The organism is Bradyrhizobium sp. 22, assembly GCF_000482425.1.
GTDB classification, from domain to species: domain Bacteria; phylum Pseudomonadota; class Alphaproteobacteria; order Rhizobiales; family Xanthobacteraceae; genus Bradyrhizobium; species Bradyrhizobium japonicum_B.
Genome location: NZ_KI519400.1, coordinates 1,749,759 through 1,765,118, shown reverse-complemented (window position 1 = coordinate 1,765,118; position 15,360 = coordinate 1,749,759). Strand labels below are relative to the sequence as shown.

Sequence of the window (15,360 nt, the reverse complement as noted above, 5' to 3'; positions counted from 1 at the left end):
CGCCCCGATGACCATTGCCGACCAAGTGACGGGATCGACGATCACGGGAACTGCCGCATCTGAGGGGACGAAGCCGCGTGCGAGGGCGCCGGCCATCACGCTGCCCGCCATCGGCGAGCGCGAGCTCCGGCTCGACCTGTTCCGCGGGCTCGCGCTGTGGCTGATCTTCATCGACCATCTGCCGCCCAGTGTGTTGACCTGGTTCACGATCCGCAATTACGGCTTCAGCGACGCCACCGAGATCTTCATCTTCATCTCCGGCTACACCGCCGCCTTCGTCTACGGCAGGGCGATGCTGGAGAGCGGCGTCGTCATCGCCACCGCGCGCATCCTGCGCCGGGTCTGGCAGATCTACGTCGCCCACGTCTTCCTGTTCACGATCTTCCTCGCCGAGATCTCCTACGTCGCGACCAGCTTCGAGAACCCGCTCTACACCGAAGAGATGGGCATCATGGATTTCCTCAAGCAGCCCGACGTCACCATCGTGCAGGCGCTGCTGCTCCGCTTCCGCCCCGTCAACATGGACGTGCTGCCGCTCTATATCGTGCTGATGCTGGCGCTGCCGTTGATCCTGTGGTCGATGAAATGGCGGCCCGACGTCACGCTCGCCCTCTCGGTCGTGCTCTACGCGGTGACCTGGGAGTATGATCTGTATCTGTCGGCGTATCCGAACGGCTTCTGGGCCTTCAACCCCTTCGCCTGGCAATTGCTGTTCGTGTTCGGTGCCTGGTGCGCGCTCGGAGGGGCGCGCCGCATGTCGCGCATTCTGTCGTCACGCGTCACGATGTGGCTGGCGATCGCCTATCTCATCGCGTCGTTCTACGTGACGCTGACCTGGTACGTGCCGCAGCTCTCCCAGTTCATGCCGAAGCTGGTCGAGCAATGGATGTATCCGATCAACAAGACCGATCTGGACGTGCTGCGCTTCACGCATTTCCTGGCGCTGGCGGCGCTCACCGTGCGCTTCCTGCCCCGGGATTGGCCGGGCTTGAAATCGCGCTGGCTGCGACCATTGATTCTATGCGGGCAGCATTCCCTCGAGATCTTCTGCCTCGGCGTCTTCCTGGCCTTTGCCGGCCATTTCATCCTCGCCGAAGTCTCCGGCGGCGCGGCCATGCATGCGCTAATTAGTCTCTCCGGGGTGCTGATCATGTGGGGCGTAGCCTGGGTGATTTCGTGGTACAAGCGCGTGGCTGACAAGAGCGGTACGAAGACCAAGAACGCCGCCGGCAACGCCGACCTGGCGGGAGGGGGCTGATGAAGGCGAAGGTTCTCCTGAGCCTGATCCTGCTATGCGGTAGCCTCGCCGCGCCCCTGGCGCGCGCGGGCGATGCTGCGCCTGCCGCCACCAATAATGCGCCCGCAGCCTGTGAGCTGCCGTCCTATCTGCTCACCAGCGAAAGCCGGCTGACAAAGGTCGCCGATGCGCTCAAGGCCGGCAAGCCGCTCGACATCCTGGTCATCGGCAGCCGCTCGACCACGATTCCATCCTCGGAGAGCAGCTCCTATCCGGCGCGAATGGAGGCGATCCTCAAGGAGAAGCTGCCGGCGTCCGAGGTGGTGCACGTCTCCGTAGAAATACAGAGCAAGAAGACAGCAGAGGAGACCGCGTCTACCTTCGTTAAGCTGATGGAAGCAAAAGCGCCTACTTTGGTGATCTGGCAGACCGGGACCGTGGATGCTATTCGATCCATCGATCCCGACGAATTTCGTAGCGCGGTGACCGAGGGGGTTGTTGCGCTGCAAAATGCAGGGGCTGACGTCGTCTTGATGAACTTGCAATACAGCCCGCGTACGGAGACCATGATCTCGGCGCCGCCTTATCTCGACAACATGCGGGTGGTGGCGCAGGAGCACGACATTCCGCTGTTCGATCGCTTCGCGATCATGCGGCAGTGGAATGACCAGGGTCAGTTCGACCTGTTCAGCCCGTCCCGCGGGCCCGAGCTGGCGAAACAGGTCCATGATTGCCTTGGCCGGGCGTTGGCACAGTTCGTGATCGACGCAGCCCGTGGGGAGCCGGCCCAGCAGCAAAATTGAGGTCTAGCGTTAATGAGTTCTCTCCGCCCTTTTTGCCTGACGGCATGGCTGGCCGCGCCTGCAGCCGCAGTGCTGCTGTCGCTGCTGCCGGCCCCGCAATCGCAGGCCCAGACGCCGGCCATGCAGGCGACACCCGCCCCCGCACAGTCGGCTGATCCCGCGCCGGCCTCGCCCTCCCAGACCGCCGTCGCCGCGACCTCGCCCGAGCAGCGCGGCATCACGGCGCGTGCCATCGACAAGGTGAAGCAGGCCGCCAAATCCGCCAGCGACATCTTCAACCGCGTGCCCTGCCAGCCGCCGAAGGGTGGCTCGAAGGCGATGGGCTCGCTGCCGCACGTCGCGGGCAAGCTCGTTGCCGGGCTGCCCGTCGTCATCGTCGCGTTCGGCTCGTCCTCGACTCAAGGATTCGGCGCGAGCTCGCCGGAGTTCAATTACCCCAATCGTCTCGCCGCGCAGCTGCGCCGGCACTATCCGACCGCCGACATCAGCGTCATCAATGCCGGTGTCGGCGGCGAGGACGCGCCTGAGATGATGAAGCGCCTTCAGACGCAGGTGATCGACATGCATCCGGATCTCGTGATCTGGCAGGTCGGCACCAACGCCGTGCTGCGCAATCTCGATCCCGGCGAAACCGCCAAGATGGTGGAGGACGGCATCAGCCGCATCCAGGCCGCGGGCGGCGCCGACATCGTGCTGGTCGATCCGCAATATTCGCCGGCCGTCAACCAGCGGGCCGAGAGCGCCGGCAAGATGGTGAAGCTGCTCAGCAAGGTCGCCGAGCTCCGTCACGTCGGAATCTTCCCGCGCTTCGAGGTGATGCGTGACTGGCACGAGAAGCAGGCCATTCCGGTCGAGGGCTTCGTGATCGCCGACGGCCTGCACATGAACGATTGGGGCTATGCCTGCTTCGCCCAGCTGCTCGGCGACGACATCATCCGCTCGGTCGGCCAGATCAAGCTCGGCGTCAACGTGCCCGCGGACGTGCGGACGTACCGGCCGATGTGAGAGGTCTGCTTCACCCTCCCCTGGAGGGGGAGGGTCGATCGCGCGCAGCGCGAGCGGGGTGGGGTGATCTCTCCACTCGGGCACTGTTGGATGTGGAGAGACCGTCACCCCACCCCGTCTCACATTTCGCTGCGCTCAATGTGAGCCGACCCTCCTCCTCCAGGGGAGGGTCAGCGCTTCACGCCTTCTCCAGCGCCGCCGTCAGGTCCTCGATCAGATCGTCGGCATGCTCGAGCCCCGCCGAGAAGCGAATGAAGCCTTCGCCGATGCCGAGCGCGGCGCGGTCTTCCGGCTTCAGGCGCTGATGCGTCGTGGTGGCCGGATGCGTGACGAGGCTCTTGGCGTCGCCGAGATTGTTCGAGATCCTCGCAAGCTTCAGCGCGTTGAGCACGCGGAACGCGGCCGCCTTGCCGCCCTTGACCTCGAAGCCGACCAGCGTCGAGCCGCCGCGCATCTGCTTCTTCACCAATGCGGCCTGCGGATGATCGGCGCGGCCGGGATAGACCAGCCGCGAGATCTTCGGATGGCTCGCCAGCACCTCGGCGATGCGCGAAGCGGTCTCGGTCTGCGCACGGACCCGCACGCCCAGCGTCTCCAGGCCCTTGAGCAGGACCCAGGCGTTGAACGGCGAGATCGACGGCCCGGTCTGGCGCATGAAATTGTGGATGTGCTCGGCGATGAAGGCTTCCGAGGACAGGATGATGCCGCCGAGGCAGCGGCCCTGGCCGTCGATGTGCTTGGTCGCGGAATAGACCACGACGTCGGCCCCGAGCGCGAGCGGGCTCTGCCAGATCGGGGTTGCGAACACGTTGTCGACGACGAGCCGCGCACCGCCCTTGTGCGCGATCTCGGCGATGGCGGGAATGTCGAGCACGTCGAGCGTCGGGTTGGTCGGGCTCTCCAGGAAGAACGTCTTGGTGTTGGGCCGCAGCGCGCGCTGCCATTGGTCGAGATCGAGCCCGTCGACCAGCGTGGTCTCGATGCCGTAGCGCGGCAACAGGTCCTGCACGACGTAGAGGCACGAGCCGAACAGCGCGCGGGAGGCCACAACGTGATCGCCGGCCCTCAGCGGCGCCAGGATCGCGGTCGTCACCGCGGCCATGCCGGTCGCCGCCGAGCGGGCGGCTTCGGCGCCTTCGAGCTCGATCATGCGGCGTTCGAACATCGCGATGGTGGGATTGGAATAGCGCGAATAGATGAAGCCGGGGTCCTCGCCCTTGAACCGCGCCTCGCATTGCTCGGCGGTGTCGTAGACATAGCCCTGGGTCAGGAACAGCGACTCCGAGGTCTCGCCATATTGCGAGCGCAGGGTGCCGGAATGAACCAGGCGGGTTTCGGGGCGGTAGTTGGCGGTCGACTTCGACATAGGGTACCTCCGACATGACCGCCTCGTCGAAAGCGGTCACAAAAAAACCGGCCTGGATATCTCCACGGGCCGGGATCACAGAGGTCCCCGGCCTGTTTAGCGACTTATTTAACGTGGCTGCAAGCCGGCCGGCTCAAATCACCACGGGATAAGTGATGCTCATATTCGGCAATGCCCTTTCCGTCAAGGCGTCCATCGGATAGCCGTAAAAGACCTGTATTTCCGGCATGTCCGGATGCATTTGACCCCTGATGAGGACCCCCGGTTGACGTTCACGGTCGCGCCCGACGCCAATGGTATCCTGCCCGACCGCATGATCGCGGCGATGGCGGAGGCGGGGCTCATCCGGCCCGCCTACGACTTCGTCGAGAGCCAGATCCAGCCGGCCAGCCTCGATCTGCGTCTCGGCGACATCGCCTATCGCGTCCGCGCCAGCTTCCTGCCCGGTCCCGGGGCCACCGTCGCCGAGCGCATCGACGAATTGAAGCTGCACGAGTTCAGCCTCGCCGACGGCGCGGTGCTGGAGACCAACTGCGTCTACATCGTGCCGCTGCTGGAAAGCCTCGCGCTGCCGCCGGAGATCGTCGCGGCCGCCAACCCCAAGAGCTCCACCGGCCGGCTCGACGTCTTCACCCGCGTGATCGCCGACGGCACCCGCCGCTTCGACATGATCGGCGCCGGCTATCACGGTCCACTCTACGCCGAGATTAGCCCGAAGACGTTCCCGGTGCTGGTGCGCGAGGGCTCGCGCCTCAGCCAGGTGCGCTTCCGCACCGGTGATGCCATCCTCAACGCCGACGAGCTCGACGGCTTGCACGCTGCCGAGCGTCTGGTCGATGTCGACGATGCCGATCTCTCCGGTGGCGTTGCCGTCTCCGTCGACCTGTCCGGCGAGAAAGCGGGCGGCTTCGTCGGTTATCGCGCCAAGCGCCACACCGGCGTCGTCGACGTCGATCGTCGCTCCGGCTACGCGGTGGAGGATTTCTGGGAGCCGATGTCGGCCCGTCCCGACGGCAGCCTGATCCTCGATCCCGGCGAGTTCTACATCCTCGCCTCCAAAGAAGCCGTGCAGGTGCCGCCAGACTACGCCGCGGAGATGGTGCCGTTCGATCCCCTGGTCGGCGAGTTCCGGGTGCATTACGCCGGATTCTTCGATCCCGGCTTCGGCTATGCCGGCGCCGGCGGACAGGGCGCGCGCGCCGTGCTGGAGGTGCGCTCGCGCGAAGTGCCGTTCATCCTCGAGCACGGCCAGATCGTCGGCCGTCTCGTCTACGAGAAGATGCTGGCCCGACCTGATGCGATGTACGGCCAGCGTATCGGTTCCAACTACCAGGCCCAGGGCCTCAAACTATCGAAGCATTTTCGGGTGTAGCCCGATCCTGTAGCCCGGATGGAGCGAAGCGAAATCCGGGGCAGTCTCACTTGTGGCGCGATCCCGGATTGCGCGGAGCCTGTCATCGGGCGGCGCTCCGCGCCGACCCGGTGGCTTTATCCGGGCTACGAGGTGAGCATATGACCAATCAATCCGAACTCGATGCAAGGATCGCCGAAGGCGTCGCGGATGCGCTGATCTATTCGGATCGCTCGGGAACGATCATGCGCTGGAACGGTGCCGCGGCGGCCCTGTTCGGCTTCTCCGCTGCGGAAGCGCTCGGCCAGAATCTCGACCTGATCATTCCCGAGCATCTGCGCGCCGCGCACTGGAAGGGCTTTGAGGCCGCGCTCGCCAGCGGCAGCATGAAGCTTGCGGGCAAGCCGACGCTGACTCGCGCGCTGCACAAGAGCGGACGCAAGCTCTACATCGAGATGACGTTCGCCCTGGTGCGGGATTCCGCCGGCAACGTCCTCGGATCCGTGGCGATGGCGCGCGATGTCACCGAGCGGGTCGAGCGTGAGCGCGCGGCCAAGGCGCCGCCGCAAACTTCGTGATGCGGAATTGACGGGCCATCGCGCAGGGCGCCCTGCACGGGCGTGATGTTGCCTGCCGCGGGGTGCGGTGACACACTCGATCGAAACAACGATCGGGAGCGAACATGGCCGCCGCTTTGGACGCCGCGCAGGAAGCCCAATGGAAGCGCTGGCGCGCGGTCGCCGACCTCTATCACGCTTATTTCACCGGGCTCATCCTCACCGTCGTCACGCGGCGCGGCACCGCAGGCGCCGCCGAGTTCGTCTTCCGCGTGTTTCGCCGCCAGCAGCAGGAGCGCTTCCTGCCGGGCCTCGCGAAGCTCGGGATCGATCATCTGCCGCCGGCGGTGGCGGCCGCGCAATATCACTATCTCTCCAACTGGATCGGCGGCGTGCATGTCGAGTACATGTACGAGAGCGACGTCAAGGCCTGGATCCGCTACCCGCCGCCGCGCTGGATCTGGAAGGGCACCGCGATCTGCGGCGTGCCGGGCGAGGTCTCGCGCGCGATGCTGCGCGGCTGGCACGCCAACAATGGCGCAGCCCTCGGCGATCTCAGGCTCGGCTTCGTCTGCACCAAGCAGAGCGTCGACGGCCAGGACGGGCTGGAAGGCTACTATCACCAATACGATCATCCGCTCGAGCTCGATCAGCGGCTGGTGTTCGCGCGCCACCTCGAAGCGCCGCTGTTCGATGCGAAGACCGCGCCGGCGCTTCCCGTGGCGAGCTGGCCGAAACCGCGTCTTGAAAAAGCCTATCGCAATTACGCGATGGAATATGTGCGCACCGCGGCGCCCGTCATGGTGCAGCTGTTCGGTCCTGAAGACGCCGGCTACCTGCTGCGCCTCACCGGCAAGCTGATCGGGATGCAATATTTCGACGACGTCGCGGCCGCGCTGGCGATGAGCCGCGGCGGGGCAAGCGAATTCGCCGCGTTCCTGAACGCGCTGCTTGCCGCGCAGGATGATGCGGTCGAGACCGCACGATCCGAAGGTGCCTTCGAGGTCCGCCAGCAGACGTGGAAGCTGATGGACGACGTCGCTGACTATCACCCGGTTTGCGCCAAGGTGCTGGAGGGGCTGTTCGAAGGCCTCGCCGCAGGCTGCGGGCGGCATATCGCCGTGCATCTGCGCCCCGCCGCTGGTTGCCGTCCGCCATTGGTCTGGTCGATCGAGTAGCCCCGCCCATCGGAATGCGCTGCCGCAGGGCACGCCTGCATCGGGCGTAGGAGGAATCGGCCATGGCCGTGCTAACAAGCCTCCCGGCGCGCCCCTGCGCGAACAATTGATTGCCACACCCAAGCATTACCGCGCCGCAAAGGGCGCCCCGGGCCCGGAGAGGATATGTCCGACATCGCCGAAATCCCGGTCGATGAGCAAGAGCGTCCGCTGCCGCCGCCGGTGCGAAACGCGCTTGTAGACGGGCCGATCCTGCGCACGCTGCTCAGCCTCGCCTGGCCCAACGCGATCGCGCTGTCGGCCGGCACCTGCACGGTGATCGCGGAAACCTCCTATATCGGCCGGCTCGGCGTCGAGGCGCTGGCGGCGATGGCGCTGGTGTTCCCGGCCATCATCCTGACCATGACGATGTCGGGCGGCGCCATGGGCGGCGCGGTGGCGTCCGCCATTGCACGCGCCCTCGGTGCCGGCGATCGCGAGCGCGCCGGCACGCTCGCCGCGCACGCGATCCTGATCGGCATCAGCTTCGGTCTCGTCTTCATGCTGGGCATGCTGATCTTCGGGCCCAAAGTGCTGGAGATGCTCGGCGGCCGCGGCGATGTGCTGACCCATGCAATTGCCTACACGCAGGTGTTTTTCGGCGGCGCCGTGCTGCCCTGGCTGCTCAACACCATGGCCGGCGTGCTGCGCGGCACCGGCAACATGAAGCTGCCCTCGTTCCTGATTATCAACTCCGCGGCCTGGCAGATCGTGCTCGGCGGCACGCTCGGCCTCGGACTCGGTCCGGTGCCGCAATTCGGCATGCGCGGCGTCGCGGCCGGCGCGCTGATCGCCTATTCCATGAACATCGGCATCATGGCCTGGTACCTGTTCTCCGGGCGCGCGCGCGTCACACCGAAGCTGCGCGGCCTGCGCATCCAATGGGCGATGTTTTTCGACATCCTCAAGGTCGGCGCCATCGCCTGCTTCTCGCCGCTGCAATCGGTGCTGACGATCTCGATCTTCACCCACATGCTGGCGCAGTTCGGCACCACGATCCTCGCCGGCTACGGCATCGGTGCGCGGCTCGAATTCCTGCTGACCTCGATCGCGTTCTCGTTCGGCATCGCCTGCGTGCCGATGGTCGGGATGGCGATCGGCGCCGGCAATATTGCACGCGCCCGGCGCATCGCCTGGATCGCCAGTGCGGCGGCCTTCGTCGCCGTCGGCGCACCGGCCTGTGTCGTTGCGATCTTCCCCGACCTCTGGATCGACATCTTCACCGACAGCGCGGAAGTGCGCGCGGCGAGCCATCAATATCTCTCGACGGTTGGACCGTTCTACGCCTTTTTCGGCATCGCCACGACGATGTATTTCTCCTCGCAAGGCGCGGCCAAGGTGATCGGGCCGGTGCTGGCGCAGACGGCGCGGCTGGTCTACATCTCGGCCGTCGGCTGGTGGCTGTCGACCCATGAGGCCACCGCGCAGAGCTTTTTCTGGCTGGCCGCGAGCTCGATGGTCGTGCTCGGCCTGCTCTCATCCTCCAGCGTCGTGCTGACGCGCTGGGGACCGCGCGGCGGCAAGCCTGCGATCAGGCCAGCGCTGTCGGGTGCCGTCGACTAGCGATGCTTATGGCGGCGATGGCTGCCGCCGCCGCCGGTATGGGCGAGCCGCATCAATTGCGGGATCATCGCCATCATGTCGCCGCCACCAGCGCCGCCGAGCATGCCCATGATGTCGCCGCCGCCCATGCCGCCGAGCCCGGTCGGCACATAGCCGCTTCCGCCCACCGGCGTGTAGCCGCCGTAATTCGGCGCGCCGAAGCCGCCGCCGCCCATCATGCCACCAAGCCCGCCGCCGTTCTCCATCATGCGGCTCATCATCGGGCCCATGGTCTGCATCATCATGGCGAAGCGGCGCTTGCCCATCTTCGCCTTCATCATCTCCAGCATCGGCGCCATCTGGGTCATCATGTCCTCGCCGCCGCCTCCGCCGAATCCGGCGAGTTGCGCCTTCGCCGGCGTGCTTGCGGCGGAAAACAGCAGCAGCACGGCGGCCGCCTGGCAGATCACCTTGTCCGCACCTCTCATGGCATGCTCCTCGCGTGCGCAGCCCCGCCGGGACAGCGGGGCCAACCGGACGCACGCCGCGATGGTTACGGCCGGCGAGGGCGGAGCTCTGTGCGAAAACTCACAGAGGGCGGTCAGGCCGCGGCAGGCGGAAACGCCTTGTGCAGGCCGATGACGGCGTCCTTGGTCTGTTCCTGGACGTAAGCTGCAAGCTCGTTCGGCAGCATGTCGATGGTCCACACCAGGCGGCATCTCCGCTCGCCGTCGGCGATCACCTGCACCGCGGCGCTGTAGTGCTTCAGCCGTTCGTTGCTGATGGCGTAGACGAGACGCCGGCGCGCGTCGTCGCAATCGACCAGCACCTCGCGTGCCACCGAACCATTGGCGAAGGTGACGATGCGCGCATCGCCGTCGCGCGTGCAGGCGGTGACGAAGCCGGGCACCAGCCGTTCATGCAGCGCGCCGAAATCGCGCACCGCGTCCCAGACGTCGTTCGCGGGGGCGGGTAGGGGGATATCGTTGTGGATGGAGGCCATGGGATCAGTATCCTTGATTTCGATTGGTCGACACCGCAAACACCGTCATTGCGAGCGCAGCGAAGCAATCCAGCGATGTTTCCGCGGAGACAGTCTGGATTGCTTCGTCGCAAGAGCTCCTCGCAATGACGGAGCCGGCGGTCGGAGCGCTTAGCTACAAACCGCCTCGACATTGTTGCCGTCGGGATCGATCAGGAAGGCCGCGTAATAGGTTGGGCTGTAATCCTTGCGCGGTCCGGCGCCGCCGTTGTCGCGGCCGCCGCTCTTCAGTCCTTCGCTGTGGAACGCCTTGACCGCGTCATGGCTGCCGGCGCGAAACGCGATGTGCGCGCCGTCGGCCTTGCGGCCCTTGTTGAGGTGCAGCCACAGCGCCGGCGCATCCTTCGGCCCAAAGCCGGCATAGCCGTCGCCGCTGGAGCACAGCACGTAGCCGAGCGGCGCCAGCACCGCGGTGTAGAAGCGCGTCGCGGCGTCGAGGTCGGCAACGCGAAGTCCGATGTGGTCGTACATGTTCGTCTCCATGTGCAAAGCGCGCCGAAACTGGCGCGCGCCGGAGACGAAGCTAGTCAGTTGAGGGCAAGCTGCTCTTGGAGAATCTTGCGCATCCCCTTCGAGGCCTGGCGGAATTTGGTCGGCGATACGCCGGCCGCGCGGTGGAAGGTGCGGACGAAATTGGAGAGATCGCCGAAGCCGACGTCATAGGCGACGTCGGTCACCGTGATGTCGTCGTCCGCGAGCAGCCGTGCCGCGTGCCGCAGCCGCGAGCGCACCAGATATTGATGCGGGGTGACGCCGAGCACGCTCGAGAACAGCCGCAGGAAGTGGAACGGGCTGAGGCCCGCCTGCTTGGCGGCCTGCTCGAGATCGACCTCGGCGTGGGAATTGTCGTCGATCCACAGCGCGGCCTCCACCGCGCGGCGGCGGTCGCGCGCATTGGGCGTGGCCGGCTTGCGCGGCTTGCCCGAAACGACGTTGACGAAGCGGCCGGCCAGGATCTGGCCGACCTCGTCGAGGCCAATGTCGCTGTTGCCATCTGCCGCCGTCTGGGCGAGCTCGCCCAGCACCATCAATTCGGGCAGCGGCGGCGTGGCGCCGACCCGCCAGATCTCGCGCCGTCCACCGAGGGCATCGACCATGTCCTCGCCGAAGAAGAATCCCAGGCAGACGTCGCCGCTGACATGCTCATGGGTGCAGGTGTATTCCTCGCCGGGCGCGCCGACCAGCATCGAGCCCGCCACCAGCTCGAAGAACCCGGCGCGGCAATTGCAGCCGAAGCTGCCCGATCGGACATAGGCGATGGAATGCCCGGTGCGGCATTCGGCAAACGGCGTATCGTCCGGTCCCGCGTCGCAGCGAAACTCACAGACCGTCATCGATTGTGTCGTCAGCAGCGTGGTCGCGTCCATGCCGCCTTATCTAGGTGGACGGCCTCGGCGGAGCAACGGGCAGCAGCACCTCGAACAGCGTCTTGCTGGCGACGGGATGGGCGCCCTCCAGCGCCAGCAGCCGCCGCTTGGAGATCACCCCGCCATAGGGCGAGAGCCGGTCGGTGTAATTGCCGGCCTCCAGCACCCGGTGGCAGGGCACGATCAGCATGTAGGGATTTCTGGCGATCGCCTGCGCCACCGAATGCGCCGCGCCTGAGGCCCCCAGCGCCTTGGCGACCTCGTGATAGGTGCGCGTCTCGCCGCGCGGAATCGAGCAGGTGAACTCATAGACGCGCCGGTTGAAGCCGGACACGCCGCCGGCATCCAGGCTGACCTCGGAAAAGTCAGGGTCGCCGCCTTGCAGCAGGCTCACGATGCCCTCGATCGCCAGCTCCGCGTTCTCGCACGGCCGCTGCTCGCGCGCCTCGGGATGGACCTGGAAGATCCGGCGGCGGGTGTCGATCTCCCGCGCTTCCGGCAATTGCACGGCGACGACGCCGGTGCCGCTCCAGATGATGCCGCAGCGGCCTATGGCCGTGTCGAATATCGAATAGCCGCGCCCCACCATGCACACGCCCCACTCAGTGCACGTTGCTCCCCAGATATAAGATCATAACACCGCCACAATCCGGCGCACCCAAAATCTTGCCAAAACGTTAAGAAGCGTTCGGCCGGCTGCGCCAAACCGCTTGGCGGCAGGCGCCGTCTCGGCTAATCAGGACGGGCGCGGAGCAGCGCTTCCGCGGGCGTAGTTCAATGGTAGAACGGCAGCTTCCCAAGCTGCATACGAGGGTTCGATTCCCTTCGCCCGCTCCAACGCTTACCCGATTTTTGGAAATCCTTAGGCACCAATAGGCACCGCGCAGCGTCGGATTTCTTGTGCTTTGCCCAGGGGCGCCACGGCAGATTATCCATTGGGATGTCGAAGATGGAATTTCGTGGATCAGCGCGATCATTGATCGAACGCCGGATCTGGATTCGAGAGAACTCGAAGCCAACATGTGGCCCAAGCCGGAAGTGCGACCTAGCCGGCTAGATGCTCGCTCCCAGCGGTAGAGTGGACGAGGCGCGGCAGGCACGAAATGTCGGCTTCGGTCCTAGCCAGACCGACCTATAGGATGTGGTCTCGACTTTCGAAAGGGGGCGTGGCTGCCGCCAGCTCGTCTTCAGTGGCGTCACTTTCCAACTCTTCGAACGTCAAGGAACTGCTCGATCAGGCGCGACGAACGCTCCGACCGCTGGCCGTAGAACTTATGCTTCAGCCTGGCGATCCGCAGCTTCTGCTGAGCAATCAGAGATCGTCTCCCTAGCGCTCGTCCGACGCGTGTGTGCTTGGTCGTCGTTTTCAGCCCAGAGCAGACGATAAAAGGCGGCTCCGGCTCGGCCTGAATGCAGTAGTTTGTCAATCGCGCCACGCCGCTGCGAGGGACTCTCGCAGCGCAGCAGAAAAAATTCCCCGGAATCTAATTAATGGTTGATCGCAACCCTTGCGAGTGCTCGGAAATTGCCGGAGACTGGCCAGAATAATACTCGGAGTGTAGGGACGATCGTCGTTAGCGCAGCCATTGCGGCAGGGCCATGGGTGTAAAGGAATATGACGGATTGGTGCCGTTGCGGCTTCAGGCTGAGTTGGCTCAGCTTGCAAAACAGCCAATTTGGGGGTTCGGCTGGCACTCATCGTCCGCACGTGACCGCTACGCTTTTTGGCATGCGCACGGTGCAGGCGGTGACGCAAAAAGCCGGGAGAGCTGCGCTGCCGAGCTCGAAGCGAATGTTGCGTTTCAGCCCGTCTACAAGTTATTCAAATTGCTGCAGAAGAACATCCTTGCAGGACACGAGCCGCTGAGAGTTTATGCGAACCTGCACACTTTTGGACACGAAGGATACCCACATCGAGACAGCCCTGATCGAGAGAATTACTGGACTACGGTATATTTTGCGCATGAGGAATGGCATAGCGCCTGGGGTGGAGAGCTCGCCTTTCTGAACGATACTTACGATGAAATTATTCATTCCACGTTTCCGAGGCCAGGGAGGCTAGTTCAGTTCTCGGGGAGTACGCCTCACTGTGCTCGCGGTGTTTCACGCGAGTGCTCGAAGGCTCGGGTGACTGTAGTTATCAAAACTCAGAAGAAGCGAAGTCATGGATAGTCTATTGGCCTGGCTGCGCGCTAGGGGTGCCGACTGCATACCTCATAGTGGAGGAACATTATACGGTCACCTCACCCGTACATGCTTGCATGTGGTTCGGTGGGGTGCATCTGCGCATGTTGTTCGTGGCGCACTTTTCCATTCTGTCTATGGCACGCGGTCGTTCCGACACCGTTTACTTTCGCACGAAGAGAGGCCGATCGTTCGCTCCTTGATTGGCGGCGACGCGGAGCAGCTTGTATTTCTGTTTTCTACCCTTGATCGTAAGAAGATTTTCTCTGAAGGCAACAAGGTGCCTCCCGTCTGCCGACCGGAACGCGTTCTTCGCGAACTCGCAATTATTGAATTGGCAAATTTGGCAGATCAAGTGGCCTCGCCACAGCCGCCGACTTCTGTGCACGCAAATACCAGCACTCGGGTTCTGCTTGCTCACATCCAGTTTCTTTATGGAGCGTCCCGAACAGATGCTGCCGCATCAGACGTTAGCTGGCAGCGGTGACTCATGATGCACCCCGGATCAACATTGATGAACGATAGCGAAGAGCTGCAACAAGAGGTCGTCCAGGCGAAGCTCGACGGCTTCAGCGAAGCCCAGATAGTGTTGAAATTTGTGCAGCACGGCCATAGCAAAGCGCGGGTCATCGAATGCATATCCAATTCATTTGACTATGTGGTCGAGCACAACAATAGGATAGCACTGCAGCTTCGACGGTACGAAGAGTTGCTCTCAATCTTCGCGACCTTGGGGAAGAATGATCGTACAAAGCTAGCAACGCAGCGTCGGTTTCCAGAAAAATCCTTTCATAGCCATTACTATGTGAAAAACAGGCCGCTCGTCTTACGAGGGGTTGCAAGGAAAATGCGCGCTTCGAAGAAATGGACCTTCGAATATTTCAAGGAACAACTTGGCGACATTGAAGTGAAGGCTGCGGTCGGGCGAAATAAATATGCAGATCCTGAAGGTAACCTTGCCAAGGTCCAGCGCCGACTACCCTTTAGAGAGTTTATCGATCTCGTCCAAAAAACTCGCGGCAATGACGTTTATATGGTCGCCAGAAATTACAACTTACTCAACATGGACCTGAGAAAACTCCTAGAGGATTTTCATCCGCTTCCACCCTGCATCAGATCGTCTCCTTCACCTAGGCGCACTCATCTATGGATTGGGCCAGAAGGGACCGTTACGCCATTTCACTATGATCGGCGCAATATATTGTTCTTTCAGATCAGGGGTGCAAAGTGCTTTACGATCGCATCGCCCCTCGCCGCCCCGTACATCTATAATCACTACTCAGTGTTCAGCGAGGTCGACCCGGAGCAACCAGATCTTGAGCGCTATCCACTGTTTAGGAACGTAAAGCTTCTCCCTATCGAATTGAACGAGGGCGACGCGCTGTTTGTGCCGGTGGGTTGGTGGCATCACGTACGTTCGTTATCTCCTAGCATTTCAATTGCGACGTCGGATTTTATCTACCCAAATTCGTTCGATCTAACTGAATGAGTTGATTGGGAGAAAGGGATAGGGATGAGTTTGCCACAAAACTCGCTGCTTCCACGATCCAACTTCGAGGTCTTACTCGGCGACTCGACCTATTTGCTCCCCAAGAGAGGCGCTTCTGATTTCTTGCTTTATGACCCAGTTGGGGGGTACGTCCTGGACGTAACCGCCGCGCAAGCGGGAATTCTGCGGGCGCAAGCCCA

16 protein-coding genes, 1 tRNA gene, 1 pseudogene and 1 riboswitch are annotated in these 15,360 nt (G+C 63.5%); of the genes and pseudogenes, 11 read left to right on the top strand and 7 right to left on the bottom strand.

Features of this window, described 5'->3' with window-relative positions:
• Window positions 1-7 precede the first annotated feature (7 nt).
• From K410_RS0133770 to K410_RS0133760, 3 genes are read left to right on the top strand one after another with little or no spacing between them, the layout of a single operon-like run.
• On the top strand, window positions 8-1,258 hold the full coding sequence (locus K410_RS0133770; protein WP_028138965.1) for an OpgC domain-containing protein: 1,251 nt from the start codon (window positions 8-10) through the stop codon (window positions 1,256-1,258).
• Window positions 1,258-2,040, top strand: a complete 783-nt coding sequence (locus tag K410_RS0133765) for an SGNH/GDSL hydrolase family protein (RefSeq protein ID WP_028138964.1) — start codon at window positions 1,258-1,260, stop codon at window positions 2,038-2,040. Before K410_RS0133770 ends, K410_RS0133765 begins: the two co-directional genes overlap by 1 nt.
• 12 nt (window positions 2,041-2,052) lie before the next feature.
• Window positions 2,053-3,045, top strand: coding sequence for an SGNH/GDSL hydrolase family protein (locus K410_RS0133760; protein WP_028138963.1), 993 nt, complete (start codon window positions 2,053-2,055; stop codon window positions 3,043-3,045).
• Window positions 3,046-3,223: 178 nt separating this feature from the next.
• On the opposite strand, the gene K410_RS0133755 is transcribed toward K410_RS0133760, so the two are convergent.
• Window positions 3,224-4,411: an O-succinylhomoserine sulfhydrylase gene (locus K410_RS0133755; protein WP_028138962.1), complete on the bottom strand. Its 1,188-nt coding sequence runs from the start codon at window positions 4,409-4,411 to the stop codon at window positions 3,224-3,226.
• Between the two features lie 75 nt (window positions 4,412-4,486).
• A riboswitch (SAM riboswitch) is annotated at window positions 4,487-4,566 on the bottom strand.
• Window positions 4,567-4,646: 80 nt separating this feature from the next.
• Between K410_RS0133755 and K410_RS0133750 the strand changes: the two genes are divergently transcribed.
• The 4 genes from K410_RS0133750 to K410_RS0133735 all read left to right on the top strand — a co-directional run bounded on the left by K410_RS0133750 (window position 4,647) and on the right by K410_RS0133735 (window position 9,099).
• Window positions 4,647-5,783 carry a 2'-deoxycytidine 5'-triphosphate deaminase gene (locus K410_RS0133750; protein ID WP_155253806.1) on the top strand — a complete coding sequence of 379 codons (1,137 nt, stop codon included), beginning with the start codon at window positions 4,647-4,649 and terminating at the stop codon, window positions 5,781-5,783.
• Between the two features lie 140 nt (window positions 5,784-5,923).
• The gene (locus tag K410_RS0133745; RefSeq protein WP_028138960.1) at window positions 5,924-6,340 is read left to right on the top strand and encodes a PAS domain S-box protein; all 417 of its coding nucleotides are present in this window, start codon (window positions 5,924-5,926) and stop codon (window positions 6,338-6,340) included.
• 104 nt (window positions 6,341-6,444) lie between these two features.
• Complete coding sequence (locus K410_RS0133740) at window positions 6,445-7,497, top strand: hypothetical protein (protein ID WP_028138959.1); 1,053 nt, start codon at window positions 6,445-6,447, stop codon at window positions 7,495-7,497.
• 165 nt (window positions 7,498-7,662) lie between these two features.
• On the top strand, window positions 7,663-9,099 hold the full coding sequence (locus K410_RS0133735) for an MATE family efflux transporter (protein WP_028138958.1): 1,437 nt from the start codon (window positions 7,663-7,665) through the stop codon (window positions 9,097-9,099).
• Here K410_RS0133735 and K410_RS0133730 read toward each other — a convergent pair.
• From K410_RS0133730 to K410_RS0133710, 5 genes are all read right to left on the bottom strand, one after another.
• Complete coding sequence (locus K410_RS0133730; protein WP_028138957.1) at window positions 9,096-9,566, bottom strand: hypothetical protein; 471 nt, start codon at window positions 9,564-9,566, stop codon at window positions 9,096-9,098. The genes K410_RS0133735 and K410_RS0133730 overlap by 4 nt on opposite strands.
• 113 nt (window positions 9,567-9,679) lie before the next feature.
• Window positions 9,680-10,081, bottom strand: a complete 402-nt coding sequence (locus K410_RS0133725; protein WP_028138956.1) for an SRPBCC family protein — start codon at window positions 10,079-10,081, stop codon at window positions 9,680-9,682.
• Window positions 10,082-10,231: 150 nt separating this feature from the next.
• The gene (locus tag K410_RS0133720; protein WP_028138955.1) at window positions 10,232-10,591 is read right to left on the bottom strand and encodes a VOC family protein; all 360 of its coding nucleotides are present in this window, start codon (window positions 10,589-10,591) and stop codon (window positions 10,232-10,234) included.
• Between the two features lie 56 nt (window positions 10,592-10,647).
• Complete coding sequence (locus K410_RS0133715; RefSeq protein WP_028138954.1) at window positions 10,648-11,487, bottom strand: helix-turn-helix transcriptional regulator; 840 nt, start codon at window positions 11,485-11,487, stop codon at window positions 10,648-10,650.
• A gap of 10 nt (window positions 11,488-11,497) precedes the next feature.
• The gene (locus K410_RS0133710; protein WP_028138953.1) at window positions 11,498-12,076 is read right to left on the bottom strand and encodes a methylated-DNA--[protein]-cysteine S-methyltransferase; all 579 of its coding nucleotides are present in this window, start codon (window positions 12,074-12,076) and stop codon (window positions 11,498-11,500) included.
• A gap of 174 nt (window positions 12,077-12,250) precedes the next feature.
• Between K410_RS0133710 and K410_RS0133705 the strand changes: the two genes are divergently transcribed.
• Window positions 12,251-12,324: transfer RNA gene (locus tag K410_RS0133705), tRNA-Gly, on the top strand.
• Between the two features lie 334 nt (window positions 12,325-12,658).
• Here the strand turns inward: K410_RS0133705 and K410_RS40715 are convergent.
• A pseudogene (locus tag K410_RS40715) lies at window positions 12,659-12,806 on the bottom strand (transposase domain-containing protein); the annotation flags it as partial.
• Window positions 12,807-13,086: 280 nt separating this feature from the next.
• Between K410_RS40715 and K410_RS41580 the strand changes: the two are divergent.
• The 3 genes from K410_RS41580 to K410_RS38955 are packed head-to-tail and all read left to right on the top strand — an operon-like array spanning window position 13,087 to window position 15,160.
• The gene (locus K410_RS41580; protein ID WP_080672299.1) at window positions 13,087-13,659 is read left to right on the top strand and encodes a 2OG-Fe(II) oxygenase; all 573 of its coding nucleotides are present in this window, start codon (window positions 13,087-13,089) and stop codon (window positions 13,657-13,659) included.
• Window positions 13,652-14,158 carry a DUF6817 domain-containing protein gene (locus K410_RS41575; RefSeq protein ID WP_433994213.1) on the top strand — a complete coding sequence of 169 codons (507 nt, stop codon included), beginning with the start codon at window positions 13,652-13,654 and terminating at the stop codon, window positions 14,156-14,158. Before K410_RS41580 ends, K410_RS41575 begins: the two co-directional genes overlap by 8 nt.
• A gap of 27 nt (window positions 14,159-14,185) precedes the next feature.
• Window positions 14,186-15,160 carry a cupin-like domain-containing protein gene (locus tag K410_RS38955; protein ID WP_196236089.1) on the top strand — a complete coding sequence of 325 codons (975 nt, stop codon included), beginning with the start codon at window positions 14,186-14,188 and terminating at the stop codon, window positions 15,158-15,160.
• The last annotated feature ends 200 nt before the right edge of the window (window positions 15,161-15,360 follow it).